Source organism: Streptomyces sp. NPDC033229 (genome assembly GCF_055576875.1).
Map to the genome: position 1 here is coordinate 1 of NZ_JBVIQR010000013.1, position 24,249 is coordinate 24,249.

General features: G+C 73.3%; 19 protein-coding genes, 1 rRNA gene and 1 pseudogene. 14 read left to right on the plus strand and 7 right to left on the minus strand.

Going from position 1 to position 24,249, the window contains the following annotated elements; translation table 11 throughout:
• From rrf to ACZ53N_RS14010, 3 genes and pseudogenes are all read left to right on the plus strand, one after another.
• A 5S ribosomal RNA gene (rrf, locus tag ACZ53N_RS14000) occupies positions 1 to 92 on the plus strand; the annotation flags it as partial.
• 561 nt (positions 93 to 653) lie between these two features.
• A pseudogene (locus tag ACZ53N_RS14005) lies at positions 654 to 1,343 on the plus strand (tetratricopeptide repeat protein); the annotation flags it as partial.
• Between the two features lie 312 nt (positions 1,344 to 1,655).
• Entirely contained in the window at positions 1,656 to 2,471 is an 816-nt protein-coding gene (locus ACZ53N_RS14010) for a tetratricopeptide repeat protein (protein ID WP_469141222.1), read from the plus strand.
• Positions 2,472 to 2,555: 84 nt separating this feature from the next.
• Here the strand turns inward: ACZ53N_RS14010 and ACZ53N_RS14015 are convergent, their stop codons facing one another.
• On the minus strand, positions 2,556 to 3,839 hold the full coding sequence (locus ACZ53N_RS14015; protein WP_469141104.1) for a DUF1015 family protein: 1,284 nt from the start codon (positions 3,837 to 3,839) through the stop codon (positions 2,556 to 2,558).
• Between the two features lie 75 nt (positions 3,840 to 3,914).
• Between ACZ53N_RS14015 and ACZ53N_RS14020 the strand changes: the two genes are divergently transcribed.
• The gene (locus ACZ53N_RS14020; RefSeq protein WP_469141105.1) at positions 3,915 to 4,943 is read left to right on the plus strand and encodes an HAD-IIA family hydrolase; all 1,029 of its coding nucleotides are present in this window, start codon (positions 3,915 to 3,917) and stop codon (positions 4,941 to 4,943) included.
• 224 nt (positions 4,944 to 5,167) lie between these two features.
• On the opposite strand, the gene ACZ53N_RS14025 is transcribed toward ACZ53N_RS14020, so the two are convergent.
• Positions 5,168 to 6,004 (minus strand): siderophore-interacting protein, encoded by an 837-nt coding sequence (locus ACZ53N_RS14025; RefSeq protein WP_469141106.1) that lies wholly within the window; start codon positions 6,002 to 6,004, stop codon positions 5,168 to 5,170.
• A gap of 70 nt (positions 6,005 to 6,074) precedes the next feature.
• On the minus strand, positions 6,075 to 7,103 hold the full coding sequence (locus ACZ53N_RS14030) for an ABC transporter substrate-binding protein (RefSeq protein ID WP_469141107.1): 1,029 nt from the start codon (positions 7,101 to 7,103) through the stop codon (positions 6,075 to 6,077).
• An 80-nt stretch (positions 7,104 to 7,183) separates the two neighbouring features.
• On the opposite strand from ACZ53N_RS14030, the gene ACZ53N_RS14035 reads away from it, so the two are divergent.
• The 3 genes from ACZ53N_RS14035 (at position 7,184) to ACZ53N_RS14045 (ending at position 10,178) form a co-directional block, all read left to right on the plus strand.
• Complete coding sequence (locus tag ACZ53N_RS14035) at positions 7,184 to 8,233, plus strand: FecCD family ABC transporter permease (RefSeq protein ID WP_469141223.1); 1,050 nt, start codon at positions 7,184 to 7,186, stop codon at positions 8,231 to 8,233.
• Positions 8,230 to 9,264 (plus strand): FecCD family ABC transporter permease, encoded by a 1,035-nt coding sequence (locus ACZ53N_RS14040; protein ID WP_469141108.1) that lies wholly within the window; start codon positions 8,230 to 8,232, stop codon positions 9,262 to 9,264. The genes ACZ53N_RS14035 and ACZ53N_RS14040 overlap by 4 nt, the downstream gene beginning before the upstream one ends.
• A 71-nt stretch (positions 9,265 to 9,335) precedes the next feature.
• Complete coding sequence (locus ACZ53N_RS14045) at positions 9,336 to 10,178, plus strand: ABC transporter ATP-binding protein (RefSeq protein ID WP_469141109.1); 843 nt, start codon at positions 9,336 to 9,338, stop codon at positions 10,176 to 10,178.
• Here the strand turns inward: ACZ53N_RS14045 and ACZ53N_RS14050 are convergent.
• Positions 10,126 to 10,473: a sterol-binding protein gene (locus tag ACZ53N_RS14050; protein WP_469141110.1), complete on the minus strand. Its 348-nt coding sequence runs from the start codon at positions 10,471 to 10,473 to the stop codon at positions 10,126 to 10,128. The two genes, ACZ53N_RS14045 and ACZ53N_RS14050, sit on opposite strands and share 53 nt — an antisense overlap.
• A 68-nt stretch (positions 10,474 to 10,541) precedes the next feature.
• Between ACZ53N_RS14050 and ACZ53N_RS14055 the strand changes: the two genes are divergently transcribed.
• The 3 genes from ACZ53N_RS14055 to ACZ53N_RS14065 are packed head-to-tail and all read left to right on the plus strand — an operon-like array spanning position 10,542 to position 12,644.
• The gene (locus tag ACZ53N_RS14055; RefSeq protein ID WP_469141111.1) at positions 10,542 to 10,856 is read left to right on the plus strand and encodes a hypothetical protein; all 315 of its coding nucleotides are present in this window, start codon (positions 10,542 to 10,544) and stop codon (positions 10,854 to 10,856) included.
• 13 nt (positions 10,857 to 10,869) lie between these two features.
• Positions 10,870 to 11,685, plus strand: coding sequence for a TlyA family RNA methyltransferase (locus ACZ53N_RS14060; RefSeq protein ID WP_184733794.1), 816 nt, complete (start codon positions 10,870 to 10,872; stop codon positions 11,683 to 11,685).
• Complete coding sequence (locus tag ACZ53N_RS14065; protein WP_469141112.1) at positions 11,682 to 12,644, plus strand: NAD kinase; 963 nt, start codon at positions 11,682 to 11,684, stop codon at positions 12,642 to 12,644. Before ACZ53N_RS14060 ends, ACZ53N_RS14065 begins: the two co-directional genes overlap by 4 nt.
• A gap of 180 nt (positions 12,645 to 12,824) precedes the next feature.
• On the opposite strand, the gene ACZ53N_RS14070 is transcribed toward ACZ53N_RS14065, so the two are convergent.
• Positions 12,825 to 14,264 (minus strand): S41 family peptidase, encoded by a 1,440-nt coding sequence (locus ACZ53N_RS14070; protein WP_469141113.1) that lies wholly within the window; start codon positions 14,262 to 14,264, stop codon positions 12,825 to 12,827.
• Positions 14,265 to 14,425: 161 nt separating this feature from the next.
• Here ACZ53N_RS14070 and recN point away from each other — a divergent pair, with 161 nt between their 5' ends.
• Together recN and ACZ53N_RS14080 are read left to right on the plus strand one after the other, a co-directional pair.
• Complete coding sequence (recN, locus tag ACZ53N_RS14075; protein WP_469141114.1) at positions 14,426 to 16,180, plus strand: DNA repair protein RecN; 1,755 nt, start codon at positions 14,426 to 14,428, stop codon at positions 16,178 to 16,180.
• 261 nt (positions 16,181 to 16,441) lie between these two features.
• Positions 16,442 to 17,563 (plus strand): glycosyltransferase family 4 protein, encoded by a 1,122-nt coding sequence (locus tag ACZ53N_RS14080; RefSeq protein WP_469141115.1) that lies wholly within the window; start codon positions 16,442 to 16,444, stop codon positions 17,561 to 17,563.
• A gap of 130 nt (positions 17,564 to 17,693) precedes the next feature.
• Here ACZ53N_RS14080 and ACZ53N_RS14085 read toward each other — a convergent pair whose 3' ends face one another.
• Positions 17,694 to 19,334, minus strand: coding sequence for a PucR family transcriptional regulator (locus ACZ53N_RS14085; protein WP_469141116.1), 1,641 nt, complete (start codon positions 19,332 to 19,334; stop codon positions 17,694 to 17,696).
• A gap of 131 nt (positions 19,335 to 19,465) precedes the next feature.
• Entirely contained in the window at positions 19,466 to 21,268 is a 1,803-nt protein-coding gene (locus tag ACZ53N_RS14090) for a glycoside hydrolase family 15 protein (protein WP_469141117.1), read from the minus strand.
• 491 nt (positions 21,269 to 21,759) lie between these two features.
• Here ACZ53N_RS14090 and ACZ53N_RS14095 point away from each other — a divergent pair, with 491 nt between their 5' ends.
• Positions 21,760 to 23,424, plus strand: a complete 1,665-nt coding sequence (locus ACZ53N_RS14095; RefSeq protein WP_469141118.1) for a CTP synthase — start codon at positions 21,760 to 21,762, stop codon at positions 23,422 to 23,424.
• 94 nt (positions 23,425 to 23,518) lie between these two features.
• Positions 23,519 to 24,145, plus strand: a complete 627-nt coding sequence (locus ACZ53N_RS14100; protein ID WP_469141119.1) for an NUDIX domain-containing protein — start codon at positions 23,519 to 23,521, stop codon at positions 24,143 to 24,145.
• Positions 24,146 to 24,249 lie beyond the last annotated feature (104 nt).

A 24,249-nucleotide genomic window follows, 5' to 3' on the forward strand; every position in this document is an offset into this window, starting at 1 on the left:
CGCCCGGTTACATTCCGAACCCGGAAGCTAAGCCTTTCAGCGCCGATGGTACTGCATGGGGGACCGTGTGGGAGAGTAGGACGCCGCCGAACAATATTTCAAGGACCCTTGGTCCCAGCGTTCACGCTGGGACCAAGGGTCCTTTTTGTTTTTTGCCGAAGCGCGCCGGCCAGCCGGGTGCGCGAGAATGACTGCGGTACCCGAAGACAGGAGTCACGTCGATGTCCACCAACTCTCCCGACGATCGATCGGGCAGCGAGCCGAGGCGTGGTGCCCCTCGCGGGCCTCGACGCGACGACACGCGTGGCGGTTTCCGCCGCGACGACCGCCGCGATGACCGTCCTGCCTTCCGTCGTGACGACCGTGGGGACGACCGTCCCCGTGGCCCGCGCCGGGAAGACGACCGGGGTGGACGGCCGTCCGGCGGTGGCTACGGCCAGCGTCGCGACGACGACCGTGGTGGTCGCCCCTCCGGTGGCGGCTACGGCGGCCCCCGCCGTGACGACCGTGGTGGTCGCCCCACGGGTGGCGGTTACGGTGGCCCGCGTCGCGACGACGACCGTGGCGGTTTCCGTCGTGACGACCGCCGTGACGACCGTGGTCCCCGTCGTGATGACGACCGCGGTGGCCGTCCCGGTGGTTTCGAGCGCCGTGACGACCGCGGTGGTCGCCCCACAGGTGGCGGTTACGGCGGCCCCCGCCGTGACGACGACCGTGGCGGCCGTCCCTCCGGCGGTGGCTACGGCGGTCCGCGCCGTGACGACCGTGGCGGCGACCGCCCGGCGTTCCGCCGTGACGACCGTCGCGACGACCGTGGCCCGCGCCGTGACGACGACCGTGGCGGCCGTCCCTCCGGTGGCGGCTACGGCGGCCCCCGTCGTGACGACGACCGCGGTGGCTTCCGTGGCGGTCGCGACGACCGTGGCGGCGACCGTGGCGGTTTCCGTCGTGACGACCGTCGCGACGACCGTGGTCCCCGTCGTGATGACGACCGTGGTGGCCGTCCCGGTGGTTTCGAGCGCCGCGACGACCGCGGTGGTCGCCCCACAGGTGGCGGTTACGGCGGCCCCCGCCGTGACGACGACCGTGGCGGCCGTCCCACCGGCGGTGGCTACGGCGGCCCCCGCCGCGACGACCGCCGCGATGACCGTCGTGACGACCGTGGCGGCGACCGCCCCACGTTCCGTCGTGACGAGCGTGCCCCGCGCCGCGAGGACGACCGTGGCGGTTTCCGCCGCGACGACCGTCGTGACGACCGCGGCGGCGACCGTCCGACGACCTTCCGCCGTGACGAGCGTGCCCCGCGCCGTGAGGACGACCGTGGTGGCCGTCCCTCCGGTGGCGGCTACGGCGGTCCCCGTCGTGACGACGACCGCGGTGGCTTCCGTGGCGGCCGTGACGACCGTGCTCCGCGCCGTGATGACGACCGTGGTGGTTACCGTGGCGGCCGCGATGACCGCGGCTCGCGTCCCTCGTACCGTGACGACCGCCAGGGTGGTGGCGGCTACCGGGGCCGCGACGACCGTTCCGGTGGGTACGGGCGTCGTGACGACCGACGTGATGACCGGCGCGACGACCGCGAGCCGGTGAAGCGCCTGCCCATCCCCGACGACGTGACCGGCGACGAGATCGACAAGGACGTCCGGCAGGAGCTCATGAGCCTGCCCAAGGGCCTTGCCGAGGAGGTCGCGCGCAACCTCGTCATGGTGGCCAACCTGCTCGACGAGGACCCGGAGCAGGCGTACGCCTACTCCCGGATCGCGCTGCGGCTCGCCTCGCGTGTCGCCGCCGTGCGCGAGGCCGCCGGCTTCGCCGCGTACGCGACCGGCAAGTACGCCGAGGCGCTCGCCGAGTTCCGTGCCGCCCGCCGCATGACGGGTTCCGTCGAGCTGTGGCCCGTCATGGCGGACTGCGAGCGCGGCATGGGCCGTCCCGAGCGCGCGCTGGCCATGGCCGGCGAGCCCGAGGTGGCCAAGCTGGACAAGGCCGGCCAGGTCGAGATGCGCCTCGTCGCCGCCGGTGCCCGTAAGGACATGGGCCAGGCCGACGCTGCCGTCGTGACGCTGCAGGGCCCCGAGCTGGCGTCGAACTCGATCCAGCCGTGGACCGCCCGACTGCGGTACGCCTACGCCGACGCGCTGCTCGCGGTGGACCGCGAGGCCGAGGCGCGTGAGTGGTTCGCCAAGGCCCTCGAGGCCGACCAGGGCGGGATGACCGACGCGTCCGACCGGCTCGCCGAGCTCGACGGCGTGGAGTTCACGGACGCCATGGGCGACGAGGACGCCGCCGAGGTCACCGAGACCGCCGCCACCGTCGAGGTCGACGCGGACGAGACCGGGTCGGCGGAGTCGGACGAGACGCCCGAAACGGCGGACGTGGAGCCGGTTGCCACCGAGGCCGAGCCCACCGCTGTCGAGGACGTCCAGGACGACAAGGGCTCCGACGACAAGGGCTCCGACGACAAGAGCTGATCGCTGAACGTGGAGGGCGGCACCCCGGAGGCCCGGGGTGCCGCCCTCCACGCATGTCCGGACGACGTGTGTCCGGGACGCCGCTCAGTTCAGCGCGAGGCTGCGCAGGACCAGGCCGGTGGCCGGCTTGGGGCCGAAGGAGGTCGACTTGCGGGGCATGGTCACGCCCTGCGCGGCGAGTTCCCGTACGACGTCCTCGTGGACGGGGTGCATCAGCACGGCCGTGCCGCCGTGCCGCTCGGCCTGGGTGACGGCCGCCGCCGTCTCATGGATGTAGCCGATGTGCTCCGGGTCGTCCGCGACATGCCAGACGTGGTCCAGGAGAGCGGAGTGCAGGACCGTCGCGTCGAGCCTCCGCCACGCCTCCGGCCGGTCGGCGGGGACCGTACGGGCCAGGAAGTCCGGGTCCGGGCGGTCGAGGAGGTGGAAGCGGCCGTCACCGGCGAGCACGAAGGCGTTGCCCCCCTCGGCGACCGCCTCGGCCAGGGCCTCCAGGGCGTTCGGCAAGGGCCCCTCGATCGTCCGTACCCGGAAGACGCCCTCCACGGCGGCCAGCGCCCTGGCGACCGGGAGACGGTGCAGAAGACGGTGGATGGCCCGTACCCGCAGCGGATAGCGGGAGGTGTCCACCAGGAGGACCAGACCGAAGTCCCAGGGGCCGGGGGCGGGCTGCTCGGCCCGCAGCCGCAGGTAGGTGGCCCAGCGGTGGTGACCGTCCGCGATCAGGGCCTGTCGGCGGGAGAGGTCCTCGTCGATCCGGGCGAGGTCGTCCGGGTCGGTGATCGACCACAGGCGGTGGGCGTAGCCGTCCTCGGTGGTCGTCGACAGCAGCGGCTCGCAACGGATGACGCGCTCGATGACGTCCGCCGCGCCGTTCGTGGCGCTCTCGCCGCCCCGGTAGGAGAAGAGCAGCGGCTCGAGATTGGCCGCGGTGCCGCGCATCAGGGCGGCGCGGTCCTCGACGATGTGCGGCATGACGTCCTCGTGGGGGAGGACGACGCCTTCCTCGCGGGGGCTGAGGCGCAGGGCGCCGATCAGACCGCGCTGCAGTATGCCGTCACCGCGCTGCTCGTAGACGTACAGGGCGGGTGCGGGGTCGGCGGCGAGGATGTGCTCCTCCTGCCATTGCCGCAGCGTTTCCGCGGCCTGCCGGTGCCGGTCGGCGGCGGTGGCGGCCTGGGGGAGGATCAGCCGCACGATGTTGTGCGGGTCGGCGGTCTCCAGGTGGCGCAGACCGTCCGGTCGCACGACGACGTCATAGGGGGGCGAGGTGACAGCGGCGAGGCTGCCCACTCGCTCGGGGACGTAGCGCAGCCCTCGGAAGGGGGCGAGTTGAAGACCCTGCCCTGCATGACCTGGAGTGCTCATTCGGAAATGTTATGTCTCATGGGCGGATGAGCAATGATCTGGGAAGAGACGTACAGCACAAGGAGAGATCACACGATGAACCAGACCGTCCGGACCGGCCCCGACGGCAGTGGGAAGCGGCTCAGCGAGGCCTATGACACCGCGCTGCTGGACCTCGACGGCGTGGTCTACGCGGGCGGCGAGGCCATCGCGCACGCCGTCGAGTCGCTGGGCACGGCCCGGGACGGGGGCATGCATCTGGCCTACGTGACGAACAACGCCGCCCGTACCCCGGAGACGGTGGCCGGGCATCTGACGGAGCTGGGGGTGCCGGCCGAGCCGACCGATGTGATCACGTCCGCTCAGGCGGTGGCGCGGCTGATCTCCGATCAGCTCCCCTCCGGATCACGGGTGTTGGTGATCGGCGCGGAGGGGCTGCGGGTCGCGCTGCGCGAGCGCGGGCTGGTGCCGGTGGACTCGGCGGACGACGACCCGGCGGCCGTGGCGCAGGGCTATGGCGGTCCGGACATGCCGTGGTCGCGGCTGGCGGAGGCGTCGTACGCGGTGGCGCGCGGACTGCCGTGGTTCGCCTCGAACACGGATCTGACGATTCCGAGCGCGCGGGGCATCGCGCCGGGCAATGGCGCGGCGGTGCAGGTCGTGCGGATAGCCACGGGCGCCGAGCCGCAGGTGGCGGGCAAGCCGCTGCCGCCGATGCACCGGGAGACGGTGCTGCGGACGGGCGCGGAGCGGCCGCTGGTGGTCGGGGACCGGCTCGACACCGACATCGAGGGCGCGCATGTGGGCGGCGTGGACTCGCTGCTGGTCCTCACCGGTGTGACGACGGCGGCGCAGCTGCTCGCGGCGGCGCCCGAGCACCGGCCGACGTATGTGGCCGAGGACCTGCGGGGACTGCTGGAGCCGCAGCCGACGGTGGAGGCCGCCGGCGATGGTTTCCGCTGCGGTGGCTGGACGGCTTCGGCCGACGGTGAGGCGCTGGTGCTGGACGGGGACGGCGACCGTGTCGACGCTCTGCGTGCGCTGAGCGCCGCGGCGTGGACGGCGGCGGGGGAGGGCTCCTGCGGTTTGTCTGCGACGGATGCGCTGGGGCGGCTTGGCTGGTAGACGATCCTTCGGCTACCGGCCGAGTCTTGCCGCCTGTCGCCTGTCCGGCGGACCTTCGGCTGTCGACCGCTGTGCTGCCGCCTGCGGCGGCGAGCGCCCTGCGGGCGCGTCCTCAAGCGCCGGACGGGCTTGATTTCAGCCCGTCCGGCGCTTGAGGACACAGCACAGCAGCCCGTCCGGCGCTTGAGGACAGAGCACAGCAGCCCGTCCGGCGCTTGTCGCTGTCACGCCAGTTCGGCGAGCAGGTCCTCTTCGGTGGCGCCGCGGCGCCAGTAGCCCGTGAAGGTCACCGCCCGGCGGTCGAAGCCGCGTTCGCCGACGAGGTGGCGTCGGAGCGCCCGGACGGTGCCGGACTCGCCGGCTATCCAGGCGTACGGGGTGCCGGCGGGCAGCTCTGCCGTGCGGAGGGCTTCGAGCACCGGCTCCCGGTCGGTGCCGCGGACCAGCCAGGTGATGTCGGCGTCGGCGGCGGTGGGGAGGTCCTGGACGTCGTCGGCGTGCGCGACCTCGATCCAGACCTTGGCCTTGGTGCCCGCCGGGAGCCAGGCGAGGATGCCGGCCGTGGCGGGCAGGGCCGTCTCGTCGGCGGTGACAAGCACCCAGTCGGTGCCGGCCGGCGGCTGGAAGTCCGCGCCGCCGTTCTCCGTGGCGACCGGGGCGAGGAGCACGGCGCGGTCGCCGGGGCGGGCGGCGTGGGCCCAGGTCGAGGCCGGGCCCGCGTGGCCGCCCGACGCGTCGTCCCCGACACCGTGCAGCACGAAGTCGACGTCCATCTCGTCCGGCCCGTAGCGCATCTCCCGGACGGTGTAGGTGCGCATGACGGCCCGTTCGGACGGGTCCTGGGCCCGCCACTCGCCGAACCAGCTCTCGTCGCGGGCGGGCAGGACCGGCGCCTCCTGCCCCGGCTGGGGCAGGAACAGCTTGAAGCGCTGGTCGCGGCCGTCGACGACGACGTCACGGAGTTCGTCGCCGCCGAAGGTGACGCGGGCCATGGCGGGGCTGATCCGCTCGGTTCGTACGACGTGCGCGTCGAAGAAGCGGTAGGGCGGGGCGTCGGTCATGCGACGGGGGTCCTTTCGGGCGTCGTCAGGAGGCGGGGCGGGCGGTGGGCGCCGGTGAGGGAGCGGGGCCTCAGCTGACCTTCTTGGCCTTCTCGATCGCGGCGGCGAGGCTTTCGAGCAGGGGGGCGCAGCCGGCGTAGGAGTAGCGCGGCTCGCTGAGCCAGGGGGTGATCTGGCCGGCCTTGACGGCGGGGAGCCCGGCCCAGGTGGGCTTGGACCCGAGGTCCTTGGGCTGCAGGGCGGAGGTGCGGTTGTCGAGCAGGATCAGGTCGGCGGCGTACTTGCCGGCGTTCTCCCAGCTGAGGCTCTCGAAGAAGCCGCCGGTGACCTTGTCGGGGACGATGAGCTCGACGCCGAGCTGCTTGAAGTAGGTGAGGTCGGCGTAGACGCTCGGCTCGGAGACGTAGAGCAGGTCGGCGGAGCCGGACGCGCAGAGGACCTTGAGGCCCTTCTTGGCCTTGGCGGCCTGGCGGAGGGTCTCGGACGCCTTCTCGAAGCGTGCCCTCGCGTCCGTGACCTTCTTGGCCTTGAGGTCGGCGCCGAGCGACCCGGCGAGCTCGGCGTAGCGACCGATGACCTGGGTCAGCGAGACCTTGGTGACGTTCAGGCCGACGCTGGGGGCGAGGCCGAGGATCTTCTTCTTGCTGTCGTCCGGCACGTACCAGAGTTCCTGCGCCTGGAGCATGTTGGTCACGAGCAGCTCGGGGCTCATGGCCGCGTACTTCTCGACGTTGAACTCGCCCCAGGCGTTGCCGAGGACCGTCACCTTGTCGACGTCGAGGTCGCCGGCCTGCGGGTCGGGCTTGCCGTCCTTGAGCTTCGTCGGGCCGAAGACGCCCGCGCACTCGAAGCCGAAGTCGTGCAGGGCCGCGGCGGTACCGGTGAAGGCGACGACCTTCTTCGGGGTCTTGTCGGCCTTGACCGTGGTGCCCCGGTCGTCCTTGAAGGTCCAGGGGCCGGAGCCCGAACCCGAACCGGAGTCGTCCGAGTCCTTCGAGCCGCCACCCCCGCAGGCGGTGAGGAAGGCGCCGATGCCGAGGGCGCCACCGGCGGCGAGGATGCCGCGGCGGGACGGGGAGGAGGTGCGGGGGGTGCTCATGGACGTACTTCTCTCGGGAGTGTGTCCGAACGAACCTCGTTCGATGGGGCGGTGTCAGGGTAGGCTAACCTAACCGGGTGTTGGTCGAGAGTCCCCCCCAAAACCCAGCGGAACCGCCGAAATCGGCGGCGCCCCGCAGCCGGAGCACGGCACGTGCCGCCGGGCTGCTCGCCGCGGTCGCGCTGCTGGCGCTGGTCGTGGTCGCGAGCATCGCCGTCGGCGCCAAGCCGATCCCCCTCGACCAGGTCTGGCACGGGCTCTTCCACGCCACGGGCAGCGACACCGACGTGGTCGTGCGCGACGTGCGGGTGCCCCGCACCCTGCTCGGACTGCTCGTCGGCGCCGGGCTCGGACTCGCCGGCGTGGTGATGCAGGCGCTCACCCGCAACCCGCTCGCCGACCCCGGACTGCTCGGCGTCAACGCCGGAGCCTCGGCCGCGGTCGTCTCCTCCGTCACGTTCTTCGGCGTCACGTCGGTCCGCGAATATGTGTGGTTCGCCTTCCTCGGCGCCGCCGTCGTCGCGGTGGTGGTCTACGTGCTCGGCGGCAGCCGGGGCGCGACCCCCGTACGGCTCGCGCTCGCGGGCACCGCGGTGACGTACGCGCTCTACGGGTACGTCAACTCCGTCCAGCTCCTCGACTCCGCCGCGCTCGACAAGATGCGCTTCTGGACGGCCGGTTCGCTCGCCGTCGCCGACCTGGACGTCGTACGGCAGATCGCGCCGTTCATCGCGGCCGGTGTGCTGATCGCCCTGGCGCTCGCCCGTCCCCTGAACGCGGTGGCGCTGGGCGACGACACCGCGCGGGCGCTCGGCGCCCGGCTGACGCGGACCCGCGTCCTCGCGATGGCCGCCGTCACGCTGCTGTGCGGCGCGGCCACCGCCGCCTGCGGCCCCATCGTCTTCATCGGCCTGATGGTCCCGCACATCGTCCGCAGCCTCACCGGCCCGGACCTGCGCTGGGTCATGCCCTACGCGGCCGTCCTGTCGCCCGTGCTGCTGCTCGGCGCGGACGTGATCGGCCGGGTCGTCGCCCGGCCCGGTGAACTCCAGGCCGGCATCGTCACCGCGCTCATCGGCGGGCCCGTCTTCATCCATCTCGTACGTCGCCGGAGGATGGCCCAGCTGTGACCGCCAAAACGATCCGCACCCGTGGCGGGCTGTCCCTGCGCGTGGCTCCCCGGTCGGCCCTCGTCGTGGCTCTGCTCCTGGCCCTCGCGCTCACCGCCTCGGTCGTCCTCATCGGCTCCGGCGACTTCCCCATGACGCCCGCCGAGGTCCTCGCGACCCTGACCGGCGGCGGCACCCCCGCCCAGGAGTTCATCGCGTGGGACCTGCGGCTTCCGCGCGTCCTGGTCGGGCTGCTCGTCGGGGCGGCCCTCGGGCTCGCCGGCGCGGTCTTCCAGTCCGTCTCCCGCAACCCGCTGGGCAGCCCCGACGTGATCGGTTTCGGCCAGGGCTCGGCGGCCGGGGCCCTCACCGTCATCGTCCTCTTCCACGGCGGCACGTTCGCCGTGGCGGGCGGCGCTCTCGTCGGCGGCGTGCTCACCGGCCTCGCCGTCTATCTGCTCTCGTGGCAGAAAGGCATCCACGGCTACCGCCTCGTCCTCGTCGGCATCGGCGCGACCGCCGTGCTCACCGCCGCCCGCGACTACCTCATGACCAAGGCCGACATCGTCGACGCCACCCGGTCGATGGTGTGGATGGTCGGCTCGCTCAACGGACGCGACTGGTCCCAGGTGTGGCCGCTGCTCGTCGTGTGCGGCGTCGTCTTCCCCGTCGTTTTCGGCCAGGGGCGGTCGCTGCGGATGCTGGAGATGGGCGACGACGCCGCGTACGCGCTCGGCGTACGGGTCGAGCGGTGCCGGCTCGTGCTGGTGGTGGCCGCCGTGCTGCTGACCGCCGTCGCGACCGCCGCCGCCGGGCCCGTCGCCTTCGTCGCGCTGGCCGCGCCGCAGCTCGCCCGGCGGCTCACCCGCGCCCCCGGCCCCAACCTGGCCGCCGCCACCTGCATGGGCGCGGCCCTGCTGGTCGGCGCCGACTGGGCGTCCCAGCGGGTCTTCGGGGCGGACCAACTGCCCGTCGGCGCCGTGACCGGAATGCTCGGCGGCTGCTATCTGCTGTGGCTGCTGGTCACCGAGCGCAGGGCGGGCCGGATATGAGCGGGCCCCACCCCGACCACCGGCCGGCTGCCGACCGGCCGCACAGCGCCCAGGATTCCAGGAGAGACCCCATGAGCCGACTGGCGGCCGAATCCGTCACCCTCGCCTACGACCGGCGGGTCATCGCCGAGGACCTCTCGGTCGCGGTGCCCGACAACTCCTTCACGGTCATCGTCGGCCCCAACGCCTGCGGCAAGTCCACGCTGCTGCGCGCCCTGTCGCGGATGCTCAAGCCGACCGCCGGAGCCGTCCTCCTGGACGGCTCCGCCATCGACTCCCACCCCGCCAAGCAGGTGGCCCGCACCCTCGGGCTGCTGCCACAGTCCTCGGTCGCCCCCGACGGGATCACCGTCGGCGACCTCGTCGCCCGCGGCCGCCACCCCCACCAGGGACTGCTGCGACAGTGGTCGAGGGAGGACGAGCGGATCGTTCTCGAGTCCATGGCCGCGACCGGCGTCGACGCGCTCGCCGACCGGTACGTCGACGAACTCTCCGGCGGACAGCGCCAGCGGGTCTGGATCGCGATGGCCCTCGCCCAGCAGACCCCGCTGCTGCTCCTCGACGAGCCGACCACCTACCTCGACATCCAGCACCAGATCGAGGTCCTCGACCTCTGCGCCGAACTGCACGAGGAGCAGGGCCGCACCCTGGTCGCCGTGCTGCACGACCTCAACCACGCCGCGCGCTACGCCACGCATCTGATCGCGATGCGCGACGGGCGGGTCGTCGCCGAGGGGGCGCCGGCGGACGTGGTGACCGCCGAGCTGGTGGAACGCGTGTTCGGGTTGCGGTGTCAGGTCATCGAGGACCCGGAGACCGGGACGCCCCTGGTCGTGCCCGCCGCCCGGCGGTCCCGGGCCGCTACAGCAGCGACCGCAGGCGCAGCACGTCCCGCAGGCTCGCCTGCACCCTGACCCGGCCGGCGGCCCAGGCCTTCGCGAACTTCAGCCTGCCGTCGACCAGCGCCACCAGATCGTCCCCGGACATCGTCAGGGCGATCTCCGCCCGTCGCTCGGGGGTGCCCGGGACGGTCCGCACGTCCTGGATGTGGCCGCCCGCGAGATGACCCACGAAGGTGACGTCGAGGTCGGTGAGGTGACAGCTGAGCGAGCGGTCGGGCGCGGCGGCGTCGCGGAGGTCACCGCTCGCCCCCGCGAGGTTCTCCGCCAGCCGGTCGAGTGCGCTGCGGCACTCCTCGATGGTCGCCATCGGTAGGGACGGTACCCCAGTGGACCGCGTACGCCGCTCAGGCGCCGTTTGGAGGTAGCGTCGAAGCCATGACCGATCCGATGACCGGTGCGCGGGAGCTGCCGGTGCCCCAGCCGGAGAACGCCACCCCGGACGCCGGGGCCGGCGCCGACCGGCCGCTGCCGCTGGGCGTCGACCGCACCCCCACCGGCGACGCCGCCGTGGACGCCCAGCTGGCCAGACTGGCCGACGCCGACCACCTCGCGGCGAGCGGCCACCTGGAGGTGTACGAGGATGTACACCGGGGCCTGCGCGACGCGCTCACCGCGCTCGACCGGCGCCCCGGCCCGTCCGCACCGCCCGTGCCCCTCGGGTCCCCCGCTTCGTACGACACCAGGAGCTGAACCACTCGTGGCAGTGACCCGCCCGCGCCGCAGCCGACTCGACGCCGAGCTGGTGCGCCGGAAACTCGCCCGCTCCCGCGAGCACGCGAGCCAGCTGATCGCGGCGGGCCGCGTGACCGTCGGCGGCACGACCGCGACCAAGGCCGCCACCCAGGTGGAGATCAGCGCCGCCGTCGTCGTCACCCAGGACGAGAACGACCCGGACTACGTCTCCCGCGGCGGCCACAAGCTCGCGGGCGCCTTCGCCGCGTTCGTCCCGCTCGGGCTGAAGGTCGAGGGCCGCCGCGCACTCGACGCCGGCGCCTCCACGGGCGGCTTCACGGACGTCCTGCTGCGCGCGGGTGCCGCCCACGTCGTCGCCGTGGACGTGGGCTACGGACAGCTCGCCTGGTCGCTCCAGAGCGACGAGCGGGTCACCGTGAAGGACCGCACGAACGTCCGCGAGTTGACGCTGGAGCAGATCGACGACCAGCCCGTCGACCTGATCGTGGGCGATCTGTCCTTCATCCCGCTCGGCCTGGTGCTGCCCGCCCTCGTGCGCTGCGCCGCGCCCGACGCCGACCTGGTGCTGATGGTGAAGCCGCAGTTCGAGGTGGGCAAGGAGCGGCTCGGCACCGGTGGCGTGGTGCGCAGCACCCAGCTGCGGGCCGAGGCGGTCCGCGCGGTCGCCGCCCGGGCGGCGGGCCTCGGACTCGGCGTGCTGGGCGTGACGGCGAGCCCGCTGCCCGGACCCTCGGGCAACGTCGAGTACTTTCTGTGGCTGCGCGCCGGAGCGCCCGAACTGGACCCGGCGGACGTTGACCGTGCAGTGGCGGAGGGGCCCCGTTGACCACTTCAGAAGCAGCATCAGCAGCATCGCAGGAGCAGAACCCGGCGGGGGAGGAGACCGGCGCACGCACGGTCTTCCTCCTCGCCCACACCGGCCGCCCGGCGGCCATCCGCAGCGCCGAGCTGGTCGTCCAAGGACTGCTGCGCTGCGGAATCGGCGTGCGGGTGCTGGCCGAGGAGGCCGCCGACCTGCCGTTGCCGCCCTCGGCCGAGCTGGTGGAGGCCGGCCCGGGCAAGCCGGACGTCCTTCAGGGGTGCGAGCTCCTGGTGGTGCTCGGCGGGGACGGCACGCTGCTGCGGGGCGCCGAGTTCGCGCGGCGCTCCGGGGTGCCGATGCTGGGCGTGAACCTCGGCCGGGTCGGCTTCCTCGCCGAGGCCGAGCGGGACGACCTCGACAAGGTCGTCGACCGGGTCGTGACGCGGGCCTACGAGGTCGAGGAGCGGATGACCCTCGACGTCCTGGTGCGCAACGACGGACACGTCGTGCACACCGACTGGGCGCTGAACGAGGCGTCGGTCGAGAAGGCCGCGCGCGAGCGGCTGCTGGAGGTCGTCACCGAGGTCGACGGCAGGCCGGTCTCGCGGTTCGGCGGCGACGGCGTCGTCTGCGCCACCCCGACCGGCTCCACCGCCTACGCCTTCTCGGCGGGCGGCCCGGTGGTCTGGCCGGAGGTCGAGGCGCTGCTGATGGTCCCCATCAGCGCGCACGCGCTCTTCGCCAAGCCCCTGGTCACCGCGCCGGACTCGGTGCTCGCCGTGGAGGTGCAGCCGCAGACGCCCAACGGTGTGCTGTGGTGTGACGGCAGACGGACCGTCGAACTTCCGGCCGGCGCGCGGGTGGAGGTACGGCGGGGCGCGGTGCCGGTGCGTCTCGCGCGCCTGCACCACGCGTCGTTCACGGACCGGCTGGTCGCGAAGTTCGCCCTGCCGGTCGCCGGGTGGCGGGGCGCGCCGCACTAGCCGTGTCCGGCGGCTCGTGTCGTCCGCACCACCGCTGCGCGGCGGTGTCCTCAATCGCCGGACGGGCTGTCATTGGGCTGAGGTCAGCCACATCAAGCCCGTCCGGCGTTTGAGGACGCGCCCGCAGGGCGCTCGCCGCCGCAGGCGGCAACGACGGGCCCGCAGCCGAAGATCCGTCGGTCAGGCCCGGTCGGCGAGCCACGCGCGTGCCGCCGCGAGAGCCGAGTCGCGGCCTTCCGTCAGCTCTTTCTCGGTGAAGACGTCCGTGCGGAGGTGCGGCGGTATGCCCGCGCCGTCGTACGTCGTGCGGCCGTCCTTCGCGCTCAGGAACTCCTCGTTCGGGAGCCAGAACTTCCAGCCGTTGGGCAGCATGCGCTCCAGCTTGTCGGAGAACAGCACCTGGGTGTTCTCACCGATCAGCGTGGGCTTCGGCCCGCGGCCCAGCAGGGCCTGGGTGAGGGTCTCGCCCGCGCTCATCGTCAGCCGCCCGGTGAGGACGGCCAGGGGCCCGGTGTAGACCGGTCCCTGGTGCGGGCGGAGGAGGACCGGCTCGGCGGGGGTGAACTTACGGGGGTCGCGGGCGTCGTTCCGCGCGTGCTTGAGATAGGCCGTGTAGGACCGGTCGGTCAGCCGCTCGGCCACGTCCAGGGCGAGGCGGTCGGAGCCGCCGCCGTTGAGCCGCAGATCGAGGATCAGGCCGCGCAGGGCCTTCGGGCCGCGCGTCCGGGTGGCGGTGAAGACCTCGTCGAGGGCCTTGCTCAGCACGGCCTTGTCGGCCTCGTAGCCGTCGCCCTGCTCGTAGCCCTGGAAACCGGTGATGCGGAGGAAGCCGATCCGGTCGGTGCCCTCGGAGTAGGTGATCTGCCCGTTCGCCCGGGACAGCCGGAGATCCCCGACGGGGCCCGCGAGGACCGCCTCGTCGATGCGCTTCCGCCCTTCCTTGTCGGGCATGACGGTGTCCTCGCGGATTCCGGAGAAGTACTCCTTGGGTCGTGTGAGGTCGACCAGTCCGGTGTGCCCGTCGTGCAGCGGCCGGATCATCTCCACCAGGATCGAGTACAGCTCGGCGGGGCTGGTCGTGCGGGTGATCCGCGGCCGGAAGCGCTCGCGCGTGGCGTTCCAGTCGATGTTCCGGGCGGCGAAGAAGGGGTAGTTCTCGGCGTAGGTCTGCCAGTAGACGTCGAAGACGTCCCGCGGGTCCGCATCGGTGTTCGGTGCGGGAGGGGTCTCGCCGTGGCAGTTCGCGGGCAGCGCGGCCGTGCGGCGCAGCGTGCGGTGGCCCACGTTGTCGGCGAAGGCGAACTCCGCCCGGTCCGGACCCGTGGCGTTCACCGTGACCACGTCGCCGTCCTGCCGGAAGGGGCCCGTGGCGGTCGGCCGGGTGGCGGTCAGTTCACCGGGAACGCAGCTGACGGCCGTGGTCTCGTACGTCCGCAGCAGCCGGCCGCTGTTCTCGACGGAGACGACCGTGCCGTAGCCGTCCATGCGCCATGTGCCCTCCAGCCCCGCCGGGCGGGGGCTGTGGGCGACCGCGTCCCCGGTGCCGGCGGCGGTGGTCAGGGCGACCGCGGTGGCGAGCAGGAGCGTGGTGGCGCGGGGAGTACGGGATCGAATGGTCATACGGACCTCATGGGTGTGTCGTCGGACCGGCGGGAACTGCCACGACAAGCCTTGCCGGTAGGGGGATCCGGGGCCATGGAGTGATCACCCGGACCGGTGGTGGGGCTGTCCCCAGGGCGGTCGGTGGGGGTGGCCGTCGCGAGGCGCCCTCAGAACCTCGTATGGTCGTATCCGTGTTGGAGGAGATGCGGATCCGGTCCTTGGGCGTCATTGATGACGCGGTGGTCGAGCTGTCACCCGGTTTCACCGCGGTGACCGGTGAGACCGGCGCGGGCAAGACCATGGTCGTCACCAGCCTCGGTCTGCTGCTCGGCGGGCGCGCCGATCCCGCCCTGGTGCGGGTGGGGGCCAAGGCCGCCGTGGTCGAGGGGAGGATCACCGTCGACCACGCCTCGCCCGCTGCCGTGCGGGCCGAGGAGGCCGGCGCCGAACTCGACGACGGCACGCTGCTCATCAGCCGCACCCTCTCCGCCGAGGGGCGCTCGCGCGCCCACCTCGGCGGCCGGAGCGTGCCCGTGGGGCTGCTGGCCGAGCTGGCGGACGACCTCGTCGCCGTGCACGGCCAGACCGACCAGCAGGGGCTGCTGCGCCCGGCCCGGCAGCGGCAGGCCCTCGACCGGTACGCGGGCGACGCGGTGTCCGTGCCGCTCGCCAAGTACGGCGGCGCCTACCGCAGGCTGCGGGCCGTCGTCGCCGAGCTGGAGGAGCTGACCACGCGCGCCCGCGAGCGCGCCCAGGAGGCCGATCTGCTGCGCTTCGGTCTGGACGAGATCGCCGCCACCGCGCCCCTGCCGGGGGAGGACGCCGAACTCGCCGCGGAGGCCGGGCGGCTCGGCCACGCCGAGGCCCTCGCCTCCGCGGCCACCGCCGCGCACGCCGCCCTCGCCGGAAACCCCGAGGACCCCGAGGCTTTCGACGCCACCAGCCTCGTCGCCGGCGCGCACCGCACCCTGGAGTCCGTGCGCTCCCACGACCCCGCCCTCGCCTCGCTCGCCGAGCGGCTCGGCGAGCTCGGCATCCTGCTCGCGGACGTCGCCGGGGAGCTCGCCGGGTACGCCTCCGACCTCGACGCCGACCCCCGCCGGCTCGCGGCGGTGGAGGAGCGGCGCGCCGCCCTGACCCATCTGACCCGCAAGTACGGGTCGGACATCGCCGCCGTGCTGGCCTGGGCCGAGGAGGGCGCGGCCCGGCTCGGCGAGCTGGAGGGCGACGACGACCGCATCGGCGAACTCACCGCCGAGCGGGACGCGCTCCGCGCCGAGCTGGGCGAGCTGGCGCAGGCACTGACCGACGCCCGGACGGAGGCGGCGAAGCGATTCGCCGACGCGGTCACCGCCGAACTGGCCTCGCTCGCCATGCCGCACGCGCGCGTCACCTTCTCCGTCCGGCAGAGCGAGGTGGACCGGCCGGAGACCGGGATCGAGGTCGCCGGCCGGGCCGTCGCGTACGGCCCGCACGGCGCCGACGACGTCGAGCTGCTGCTCGCCCCGCACCCCGGCGCCCAGCCCCGCCCCATCGCGAAGGGGGCGTCCGGTGGTGAGCTGTCCCGCGTCATGCTCGCCGTCGAGGTGGTCTTCGCGGGCTCCGACCCCGTGCCGACGTACCTCTTCGACGAGGTCGACGCCGGTGTCGGCGGAAAGGCCGCCGTCGAGGTCGGGCGCCGGCTGGCCAAGCTGGCCCGGACCGCGCAGGTCGTGGTCGTCACCCACCTCCCGCAGGTCGCGGCCTTCGCCGACCGCCATTTGGTGGTGGAGAAGACCCACGAGGGCTCGGTGACCCGAAGCGGCGTCCAGGCCATGGAGGGCGAGGACCGGGTACGCGAACTCTCCCGCATGCTGGCGGGCCAGGAGGACTCCCAGCTGGCCCGCGCCCACGCCGAGGAACTCCTGGCGGCGGCGCGCGACTCGGGGCACTGAGCGGGCCCCTGAGGGGCACGGGCCGGGGCGAGCAGGCACCGTCCGCGCGTGGGCGATGGTCCGGCCTGGTCTTGGTTACGGACGCCCTGGTCACTCATGTGAGTGAATCCGTGGATGCGTGGGCGAGGTAAGGCCGACAAATCACGCAATGCTGGTGCAGGGAGGTCATGGGGGGCTGGCATCCTGGGCTCAGCACCGTGTCGTACGACTCTGCCCGACTCTGCCCGACTCCGCCGACGTCGAATCAGGAGCTCCGCCCGCGTGAGCAGTACACCCGGCCTGTCGCACACGCGGCCGTCCCTGCACGCCGTACAGGTCCTGGGCAGCGGGAGCGCGGGCAGTGGCGCGCACGTGCGGTCGCTCGCCGCCGGGCTCGTGGCGCGCGGGCTGCGGGTGACCGTGTGCGCGCCGCGCGGTACGGGGGAGGGGTACGCCTTCGCGGGCTCGGGCGCCTCGTTCGCCCCGCTGCCGACGTGCGCGGACGCGTCGGCGGTCGCCGGGATCCGGGCCGCCAGCCTCAGCGCCGACGTCGTGCACGCGCACGGACTGCGCTCGGGGGTGCTGGCGGCGCTGGCGCTGCGGGGCCGGCCCACCCCGCTGGTCGTCACCTGGCACACGAAGGTGCGGGCGCAGGGCGCGCGGGCCCACGTCGTGCGGCTGATGGAGCGGCGCGCGGCACGGGCGGCGGCCGTCCTGCTCGGCGCCTCCTCGGACCTCGTGGACCGGGCCCGGCGGCGCGGCGCGCGCGACGCCCGGCTGGCGCCGGTGGCGGTGCCCGCGCCGCGCCCCGGACCGCCGGAGGACGACCATCTGCGGCACAAGGCGCGCGCCGAACTCGGCGCCGTGGCCCGGCCCTTGCTGGTCGCCGTCGGCCGTCTGGAGCCGGGCCGGGGCTACGGGCCGCTCCTCGACGCCGCGCGGGCCTGGCGCGAGCTGGACCCGGAACCGCTGCTGATCGTGGCGGGCGAGGGCCCCGAGCGGCCGTGGCTGCAGCACCGGATCGAGACCGAGGCCCTTCCGATCCGGCTGGTCGGCCGGCGCGACGACGTGCCCGAGCTGCTGGCGGCCGCCGATGTGGCGATCCTGCCGAGCCGTTGGGAGGCCCGCTCGCTCCTGGCCCAGGAGGCGCTCCACGCGGGCGTCCCGCTGGTCGCGACCTCGGTCGGCGGCGTGCCCGACCTGGTCGGCGACGCCGCCGAACTCGTCCCCTACGGCGACCCGGACGCCCTCTCCGCCGCCGTCACCCGCCTCCTCGACGACCCCGCCCGCCGTACCGAACTCATCACCGCAGGCCATGCCCAGGCGGCGAGCTGGCCCTCGGAGGACGACACGGTCGCCCATGTCCTGAGCATCTACGACGAGCTGAGCCAACGGCTTGCCTGACGGCGTCTCGTGAGGGTGCCGTCCGGCCTTGGCCCCGGCGGGGCGGGCGCCCTGCGGGTGCGTCCTCAAGCTCCCCCAGCGGGCTGGTTGTGGCTGAGCTCAGCCGGTCTCGCCCGGACGGGCGGCAGGATCACGTCACATGCCGCCGGGCCTGCAGGGCCAGGCTCAGGGCCAGGGACGTCTGTGGGTCCTCCAGGTCCGTGCCCAGCAGGCGGGCGATGCGGGCCAGGCGGTCGTAGAGGGTCTGGCGGTTGAGGTGGAGTTCGCGCGCGGTTTCCGCCTTGCGGCCCGCGTGGGCGAGGTAGGTCTCCAGCGTCGGCAGGAGCGGTGGGCGGGCGGCGCGGTCGTGCGCGAGGAGCGGGCCGATGACCCGCTCGACGAACGCCGACAGATCGCCGTGGGAGCGCAGCCGCCACAGCAGCAGGTCGACGTCCAGCCGCCGCACATCGTGCCAGGGCCGGTCCGGCAGCCCCTGCGCCGCCGTCGCCGCGTCCGCCGCGTGCCGCAGGGCCGCACCCGCCGCCGCCCAGCCGACCGCCGCGCCGACCACCACGACCGGCGGCCGGGAACCCGCCCGGTCCGGCCACGCCCGCTCCACCCCCGCCCGCAGCGCCGCCGCCACCCGCTCACCGACCGCGGCCCGGTCGGTCTCCTCGCGCAGCCCGACCAGCAGCGGCATCCGGCCCTCCGGCAGCCGCACGCCCAGCAGTACCGGCGCGCCCACCGCCGTCAGCTCCTCGCGCACCGCATGGGCCAGTGCCGCCCAGCCGTCCGCCGACGCCGGTCCCGCGTGCCGGGCCTGCGGTCGCAGCACCACCGGCAGCAGCGGCCCCGGCCCCGGCCGGAAGCCCAGCACCCGGGCCTGTGCGGGCGCGTCCGCCGGGTCCAGCCGCTCCTCGGCGAGGTCGGTCAGGAAGTCGCCGCGCCCCCGCGCCGCCAGTTCCTCCTCCTGGCGCTCCTGGAGCAGGACGACCGCGAGCAGCCCCGCCGTGCGGTCCGCGGCGATGCGGTGCACCGGTGCGAGCGGCGCGTTCACCGGCAGGACGGCCAGCCGCGCCCGTACCGCGTCGGGCCCCGGGCCGCTGCCCGGGATGTCGGCGACCACGCTGCCCGCGAGGCCCCCGCCCGCGGCGGCCCCGGCCCGCAGCCCCTCCCAGACCTGGAGCGGATCTGCGGCACCGGGCTGGGGCGCGGGCCCGGTCGCGTACAGCAGCCGGCCGTCCGGCGTCTCCAGGAAGACCGGGTTGCCCGCGAACTCCGCGAATAACCGGAGGATCTCGGGCACCCCGCCCCCGTCCAGCAGCACCCGCGTGCACTGCCGGTGCACCTCCTCGGCGCGGCGCAGCAGGGCGTAGTGCTCATTGACCAGCTCGGTGTGGATCTCCTCGGTCACCGCCACGAACGGCACCTCCCGGTGCAGCTGGACGAGCGGCAGACCGTAGGAGCGGGCCGTGTCCACCACCGCGGCGGGCAGCGTCGCGAAGCGCGCGCCCAGCTCCACCACCAGGGCCGCGATGTCCCGCTCCACCAGTCCGCGGACGAAGGCCCGCTGCTCGGCGGGGCGGGTGCCCACCCCCAGGCCGGTGGTCAGCAGCAGCTCGCCGCCCTTGAGCAGTGCGGCGATGTTCGGCGCCTCCCCGGCGTGCACCCAGCGCACGGGCCGGTCCAGCCGGTCGGCGGCGGCCACGACCTCGGGCAGCCCCCGGCGCAGCGCGGGCAGTTCGAGAGCCCGCGCCACGGTGATCGTCCCTTGCGGGCCTCGCGGTTCCATTCCCCGATCCTCGCAGGGAACGCCTGCGGCCAGGACGGAAGGCGGCGGCGTCACCCCTCCCGGGGCGCCTCGGCCACGGCGGGCCGAAGCGCCGCCGCGACCGTACGTGTTCAGCTCACGCGTCCCGCCCGTCAGCCCCCGAACGCGCTCGACGCCGTCAGCCGCAGTGCCGTGTCGATCAGCGGCACGTGGCTGAACGCCTGCGGGAAGTTGCCCACCTGCCGCTGCAGGCGCGGATCCCACTCCTCCGCCAGCAGTCCCAGGTCGTTGCGGAGTGCCAGCAGCCGCTCGAAGAGCTGCCGGGCCTCGTCCACCCGGCCGATCATCGCGAGGTCGTCCGCGAGCCAGAAGGAGCAGGCCAGGAAGGCCCCTTCGTCACCCTCCAGACCGTCCACGCCCGCGTCCTCGCCGGCGGTGGGGTAGCGCAGGACGAAGCCGTCCGGCGTCGACAGCTCACGCTGGATGGCCTCGATGGTGCCGATGACGCGCTTGTCGTCGGGCGGCAGGAAACCCATCTGCGGGATCAGCAGCAGCGAGGCGTCCAGCTCCTTGGAGCCGTACGACTGGGTGAAGGTGTTGCGCTCCTTGTCGTACCCCTTCTCGCAGACGTCCCGGTGGATGTCGTCGCGCAGCTCGCGCCAGCGCTCCAGCGGGCCGTCCACGTCCCCGGACTCCAGGAGCTTGATGGTGCGGTCCACCGCCACCCAGGCCATCACCTTGGAGTGCACGAAGTGGCGGCGGGGGCCGCGCACCTCCCAGATGCCCTCGTCCGGCTCGTTCCAGTGGTCCTCGAGATAGCCGATGAGGCGCAGCTGGAGGAGCGAGGCGTAGTCGTTGCGGGCGAGCCCGGTCATGTGCGCGAGGTGCAGCGCCTCGGTGACCTCGCCGTAGACGTCCAGCTGGAGCTGGCCCGCCGCGCCGTTGCCGATCCGGACCGGGCTGGAGTTCTCGTAGCCCGGCAGCCACGGCAGCTCCGCCTCGCCCAGCTCGCGCTCGCCCGCGATGCCGTACATGATCTGGAGGTTCTCCGGGTCGCCCGCGACCGCGCGCAGCAGCCACTCGCGCCAGGCCCGCGCCTCTTCGCGGTAGCCGGTGCGCAGCAGCGAGGAGAGGGTGATCGCGGCGTCCCGCAGCCAGGTGAAGCGGTAGTCCCAGTTCCGGGAGCCGCCGATGTCCTCGGGCAGCGAGGTGGTGGGCGCGGCGACGATGCCGCCCGTCGGGGCGTAGGTGAGCGCCTTGAGGGTGATCAGCGAGCGGACGACGGCGTCCCGGTAGGGGCCGTGGTACGTACAGTGCTCGACCCACTCCCGCCAGAACTCCTCCGTCGCCTCCAGCGACCCCTCCGGGTCGGGCAGCGCCGGCGCCTCGCCGTGCGAGGGCTGCCAGCTGATGGTGAAGGCCACCCGCTCGCCGGGGGAGACGGTGAAGTCGGAGTAGGTGGTGAGGTCCTTGCCGAAGGTCTCGGCCGAGGTGTCCAGCCACACCGAGTCGGGTCCCGCGACGGCCACCGTGCGGTCGCCGACCTTGTGGACCCACGGCACGACCCGCCCGTAGGAGAACCGCATCCGCAGCGAGGAGCGCATCGGCACCCGGCCGCTGACGCCTTCCACGATCCGGATCAGCTGGGGCGCGCCGTCACGCGGCGGCATGAAGTCGATCACCCGCACGGTGCCGCGCGGGGTGTCCCATTCGGATTCGAGCACGAGGGAGTCCCCCCGGTACCGGCGTCGGTCCGCGTGCGGTGGCGCCGCCCCCGAGGGGTGTGCGGGACCGATGCGCCAGAAACCGTGCTCCTCGGTGCCCAGCAGCCCGGCGAATGTCGCGTGGGAATCAAAGCGGGGGAGGCACAGCCAGTCGGCCGTGCCGTCCCGGCAGACAAGGGCGGCGGTCTGCATATCGCCGATGAGTGCGTAATCCTCGATACGCCCGGCCACGTCATCTCCAGTCGAACGGCCACGTGACCCCGAAGGGTCCTCTTGCGGTCAAGCGATCTTTGACGAGCTCTTGTTCCGGGGAGGGGCAGGGATGGTGCCGTGCCGGCCGGCTCGCTGCATGTGTCCGTGCAGGATACGACGCCCAGTTGGTGCGACGCGCGACAGTTGGTTGAGGAAACTGTGCCGAATGGGTGGCCCGGGCAGGCCGGACCGGACGGGCCGGCGCGGGCGCCCGGAAGGGGCCGCCGAGAGGGCGCCGGGGCCCGGCGAGGGGCCGCCGAAGGGACACGAAGGAGGCACCCCCGCCGGCCCGCGAGGAGCCGCCGGGGGGCCGCCACGGCGCCGCCGGACGCGTCCGGGCCCGGGCGCTGATACCCTGGTACCCCGTGGACCGGTGGGCGCAAGACCCCCCAACCGCAGCGACGGCACCCCCGAAGAAATCCGGGTGATCGCCGATACGCACCTCACCTCGCGACCACGGGAGCCCCCCTTTGGCCATTGCCGCAAAGCCCACGACGACCAAGCACCTCTTCGTCACCGGGGGTGTCGCTTCCTCGCTCGGCAAGGGGCTGACCGCCTCCAGCCTGGGTGCGCTGCTCAAGGCGCGGGGTCTGCGGGTCACGATGCAGAAGCTCGACCCGTACCTGAACGTCGACCCCGGCACGATGAACCCGTTCCAGCACGGTGAGGTGTTCGTCACCAACGACGGCGCCGAGACCGACCTCGACATCGGCCACTACGAGCGCTTCCTCGACGTCGACCTCGACGGCTCCGCCAACGTCACCACCGGCCAGGTCTACTCCACCGTGATCGCCAAGGAGCGGCGCGGCGAGTACCTGGGCGACACCGTGCAGGTCATCCCGCACATCACCAACGAGATCAAGCACCGCATCCGGCGCATGGCGACCGACGACGTCGACGTCGTGATCACCGAGGTCGGCGGCACCGTCGGCGACATCGAGTCGCTGCCGTTCCTGGAGACGGTCCGCCAGGTCCGCCACGAGGTCGGCCGCGACAACGTCTTCGTCGTGCACATCTCGCTCCTGCCGTACATCGGCCCCTCGGGCGAGCTCAAGACCAAGCCGACCCAGCACTCGGTCGCCGCCCTGCGCAACATCGGCATCCAGCCCGACGCGATCGTGCTGCGCGCCGACCGCGAGGTGCCGACCGCGATCAAGCGCAAGATCTCGCTGATGTGCGACGTCGACGAGGACGCGGTGGTGGCCGCGATCGACGCCCCGTCGATCTACGACATCCCCAAGGTGCTGCACACCGAGGGCCTGGACGCCTACGTCGTGCGCAAGCTCGACCTGCCGTTCCGCGATGTGAACTGGACCCAGTGGGAGGACCTGCTGGACCGCGTCCACAACCCCGACCACGAGGTCACCGTCGCGCTCGTCGGCAAGTACATCGACCTGCCCGACGCCTACCTCTCGGTCACCGAGGCCATCCGCGCCGGCGGCTTCGCCAACCGCGCCAAGGTCAAGGTCAAGTGGGTCGCCTCGGACGACTGCAAGACGCCCGCCGGCGCCAAGCAGCAGCTCGCCGACGTCGACGCGATCTGCATCCCGGGCGGCTTCGGCGACCGCGGTGTGAACGGCAAGGTCGGCGCGATCACCTACGCCCGTGAGAACAAGGTCCCGCTGCTGGGCCTGTGCCTGGGTCTGCAGTGCGTCGTCATCGAGGCCGCGCGCAACCTCGCCGGCATCGAGGGCGCGAACTCCACCGAGTTCGACCCCGCCACCGCCAACCCGGTCATCTCCACCATGGCCGAGCAGATGGACATCGTCGCCGGCGAGGGCGACATGGGCGGCACCATGCGGCTCGGCATGTACCCGGCGAAGCTCGCCGAGGGCTCCATCGTCCGTGAGGTCTACGGGGGCGAGCCCTACATCGAGGAGCGCCACCGTCACCGCTACGAGGTGAACAACTCCTACCGCGCCGAGCTGGAGAAGAAGGCCGGTCTGGTCTTCTCGGGCACCTCCCCGGACAACAAGCTCGTCGAGTACGTCGAATACCCGCGTGAGACGCACCCCTACCTGGTCGCCACCCAGGCGCATCCGGAGCTGCGCTCCCGCCCGACCCGCCCGCACCCGCTCTTCGCGGGTCTGGTCAAGGCGGCCGTCGCCCGCCGGCAGTCCGCCCAGCAGGGCTGATCGCGGGCCGACCGGCAGTCGGCCTATACGGTTACCGGGGTGAGGATCTTCCAGGAGACCCTCACCCCGGTTTCTGTTTTTCGGAAGGACGCACATGGGCATCAAGGACAACGCCGAGGAGTGGCGGGTCACCGAGACGAAGACGCCGTTCGTCGGCAACAAGACCAGCGTGGTCACGGACGCGGTGGTGATGCCGGACGGCTCCACCGTCACGCGCGACTACCAGGTGCACCCCGGATCGGTCGCCGTCCTCGCCCTCGACGAGCAGGACCGGGTGCTGGTCCTCAAGCAGTACCGCCACCCGGTGCGCCAGCGGCTGTGGGAGATCCCCGCCGGTCTGCTCGACATCCCCGGCGAGAACCCGCTGCGCGCGGCCCAGCGCGAGCTGTACGAGGAGGCGCACGTCAAGGCGGAGGACTGGCGGGTCCTCACCGACGTCTACACCACGCCGGGCGGCTGCGACGAGGCCGTACGGGTCTTCCTGGCCCGGGATCTGTCCGACGTGGTGGGCGAGCGGTTCGAGGTCTCCGAGGAGGAGGCCGACATGGAGTTGGCGCGGGTGCCGCTGGACGAGCTGGTGCGCGGCGTCCTCGCGGGTGACCTGCACAACAACTGCCTGGTCGTGGGCGTCCTCTCGCTCGTCGCGGCGCGGGCCGCGGATGCCCTGGACGATCTCCGCCCGGCACAGGCGCCGTGGCCTGCGCGGCCGTTCGAGGTGTGAGCGGTCGGCTGCGTCATCTGCGGCGGTGAGCGCCCTGCGGGCGCGGGGTCCAGCGCCCGGAAGGGGGGGAAAAACCTCCCCCATGTGGGGGGAACACCCGCCAA

What these genes read in the sequence shown, in the direction of transcription:
- ACZ53N_RS14010 (WP_469141222.1), top strand. Translation starts at nt 1,656, where the DNA reads ATGAGCCTGCCCAAGGGCCTTGCCGAGGAGGTCGCGCGCAACCTCGTC.
- ACZ53N_RS14015 (WP_469141104.1), bottom strand. Translation starts at nt 3,839, where the DNA reads ATGAGCACTCCAGGTCATGCAGGGCAGGGTCTTCAACTCGCCCCCTTC.
- ACZ53N_RS14020 (WP_469141105.1), top strand. Translation starts at nt 3,915, where the DNA reads ATGAACCAGACCGTCCGGACCGGCCCCGACGGCAGTGGGAAGCGGCTC.
- ACZ53N_RS14025 (WP_469141106.1), bottom strand. Translation starts at nt 6,004, where the DNA reads ATGACCGACGCCCCGCCCTACCGCTTCTTCGACGCGCACGTCGTACGA.
- ACZ53N_RS14030 (WP_469141107.1), bottom strand. Translation starts at nt 7,103, where the DNA reads ATGAGCACCCCCCGCACCTCCTCCCCGTCCCGCCGCGGCATCCTCGCC.
- ACZ53N_RS14045 (WP_469141109.1), top strand. Translation starts at nt 9,336, where the DNA reads ATGAGCCGACTGGCGGCCGAATCCGTCACCCTCGCCTACGACCGGCGG.
- ACZ53N_RS14050 (WP_469141110.1), bottom strand. Translation starts at nt 10,473, where the DNA reads ATGGCGACCATCGAGGAGTGCCGCAGCGCACTCGACCGGCTGGCGGAG.
- ACZ53N_RS14055 (WP_469141111.1), top strand. Translation starts at nt 10,542, where the DNA reads ATGACCGATCCGATGACCGGTGCGCGGGAGCTGCCGGTGCCCCAGCCG.
- ACZ53N_RS14070 (WP_469141113.1), bottom strand. Translation starts at nt 14,264, where the DNA reads ATGACCATTCGATCCCGTACTCCCCGCGCCACCACGCTCCTGCTCGCC.
- recN (WP_469141114.1), top strand. Translation starts at nt 14,426, where the DNA reads ATGGTCGTATCCGTGTTGGAGGAGATGCGGATCCGGTCCTTGGGCGTC.
- ACZ53N_RS14085 (WP_469141116.1), bottom strand. Translation starts at nt 19,334, where the DNA reads ATGGAACCGCGAGGCCCGCAAGGGACGATCACCGTGGCGCGGGCTCTC.
- ACZ53N_RS14100 (WP_469141119.1), top strand. Translation starts at nt 23,519, where the DNA reads ATGGGCATCAAGGACAACGCCGAGGAGTGGCGGGTCACCGAGACGAAG.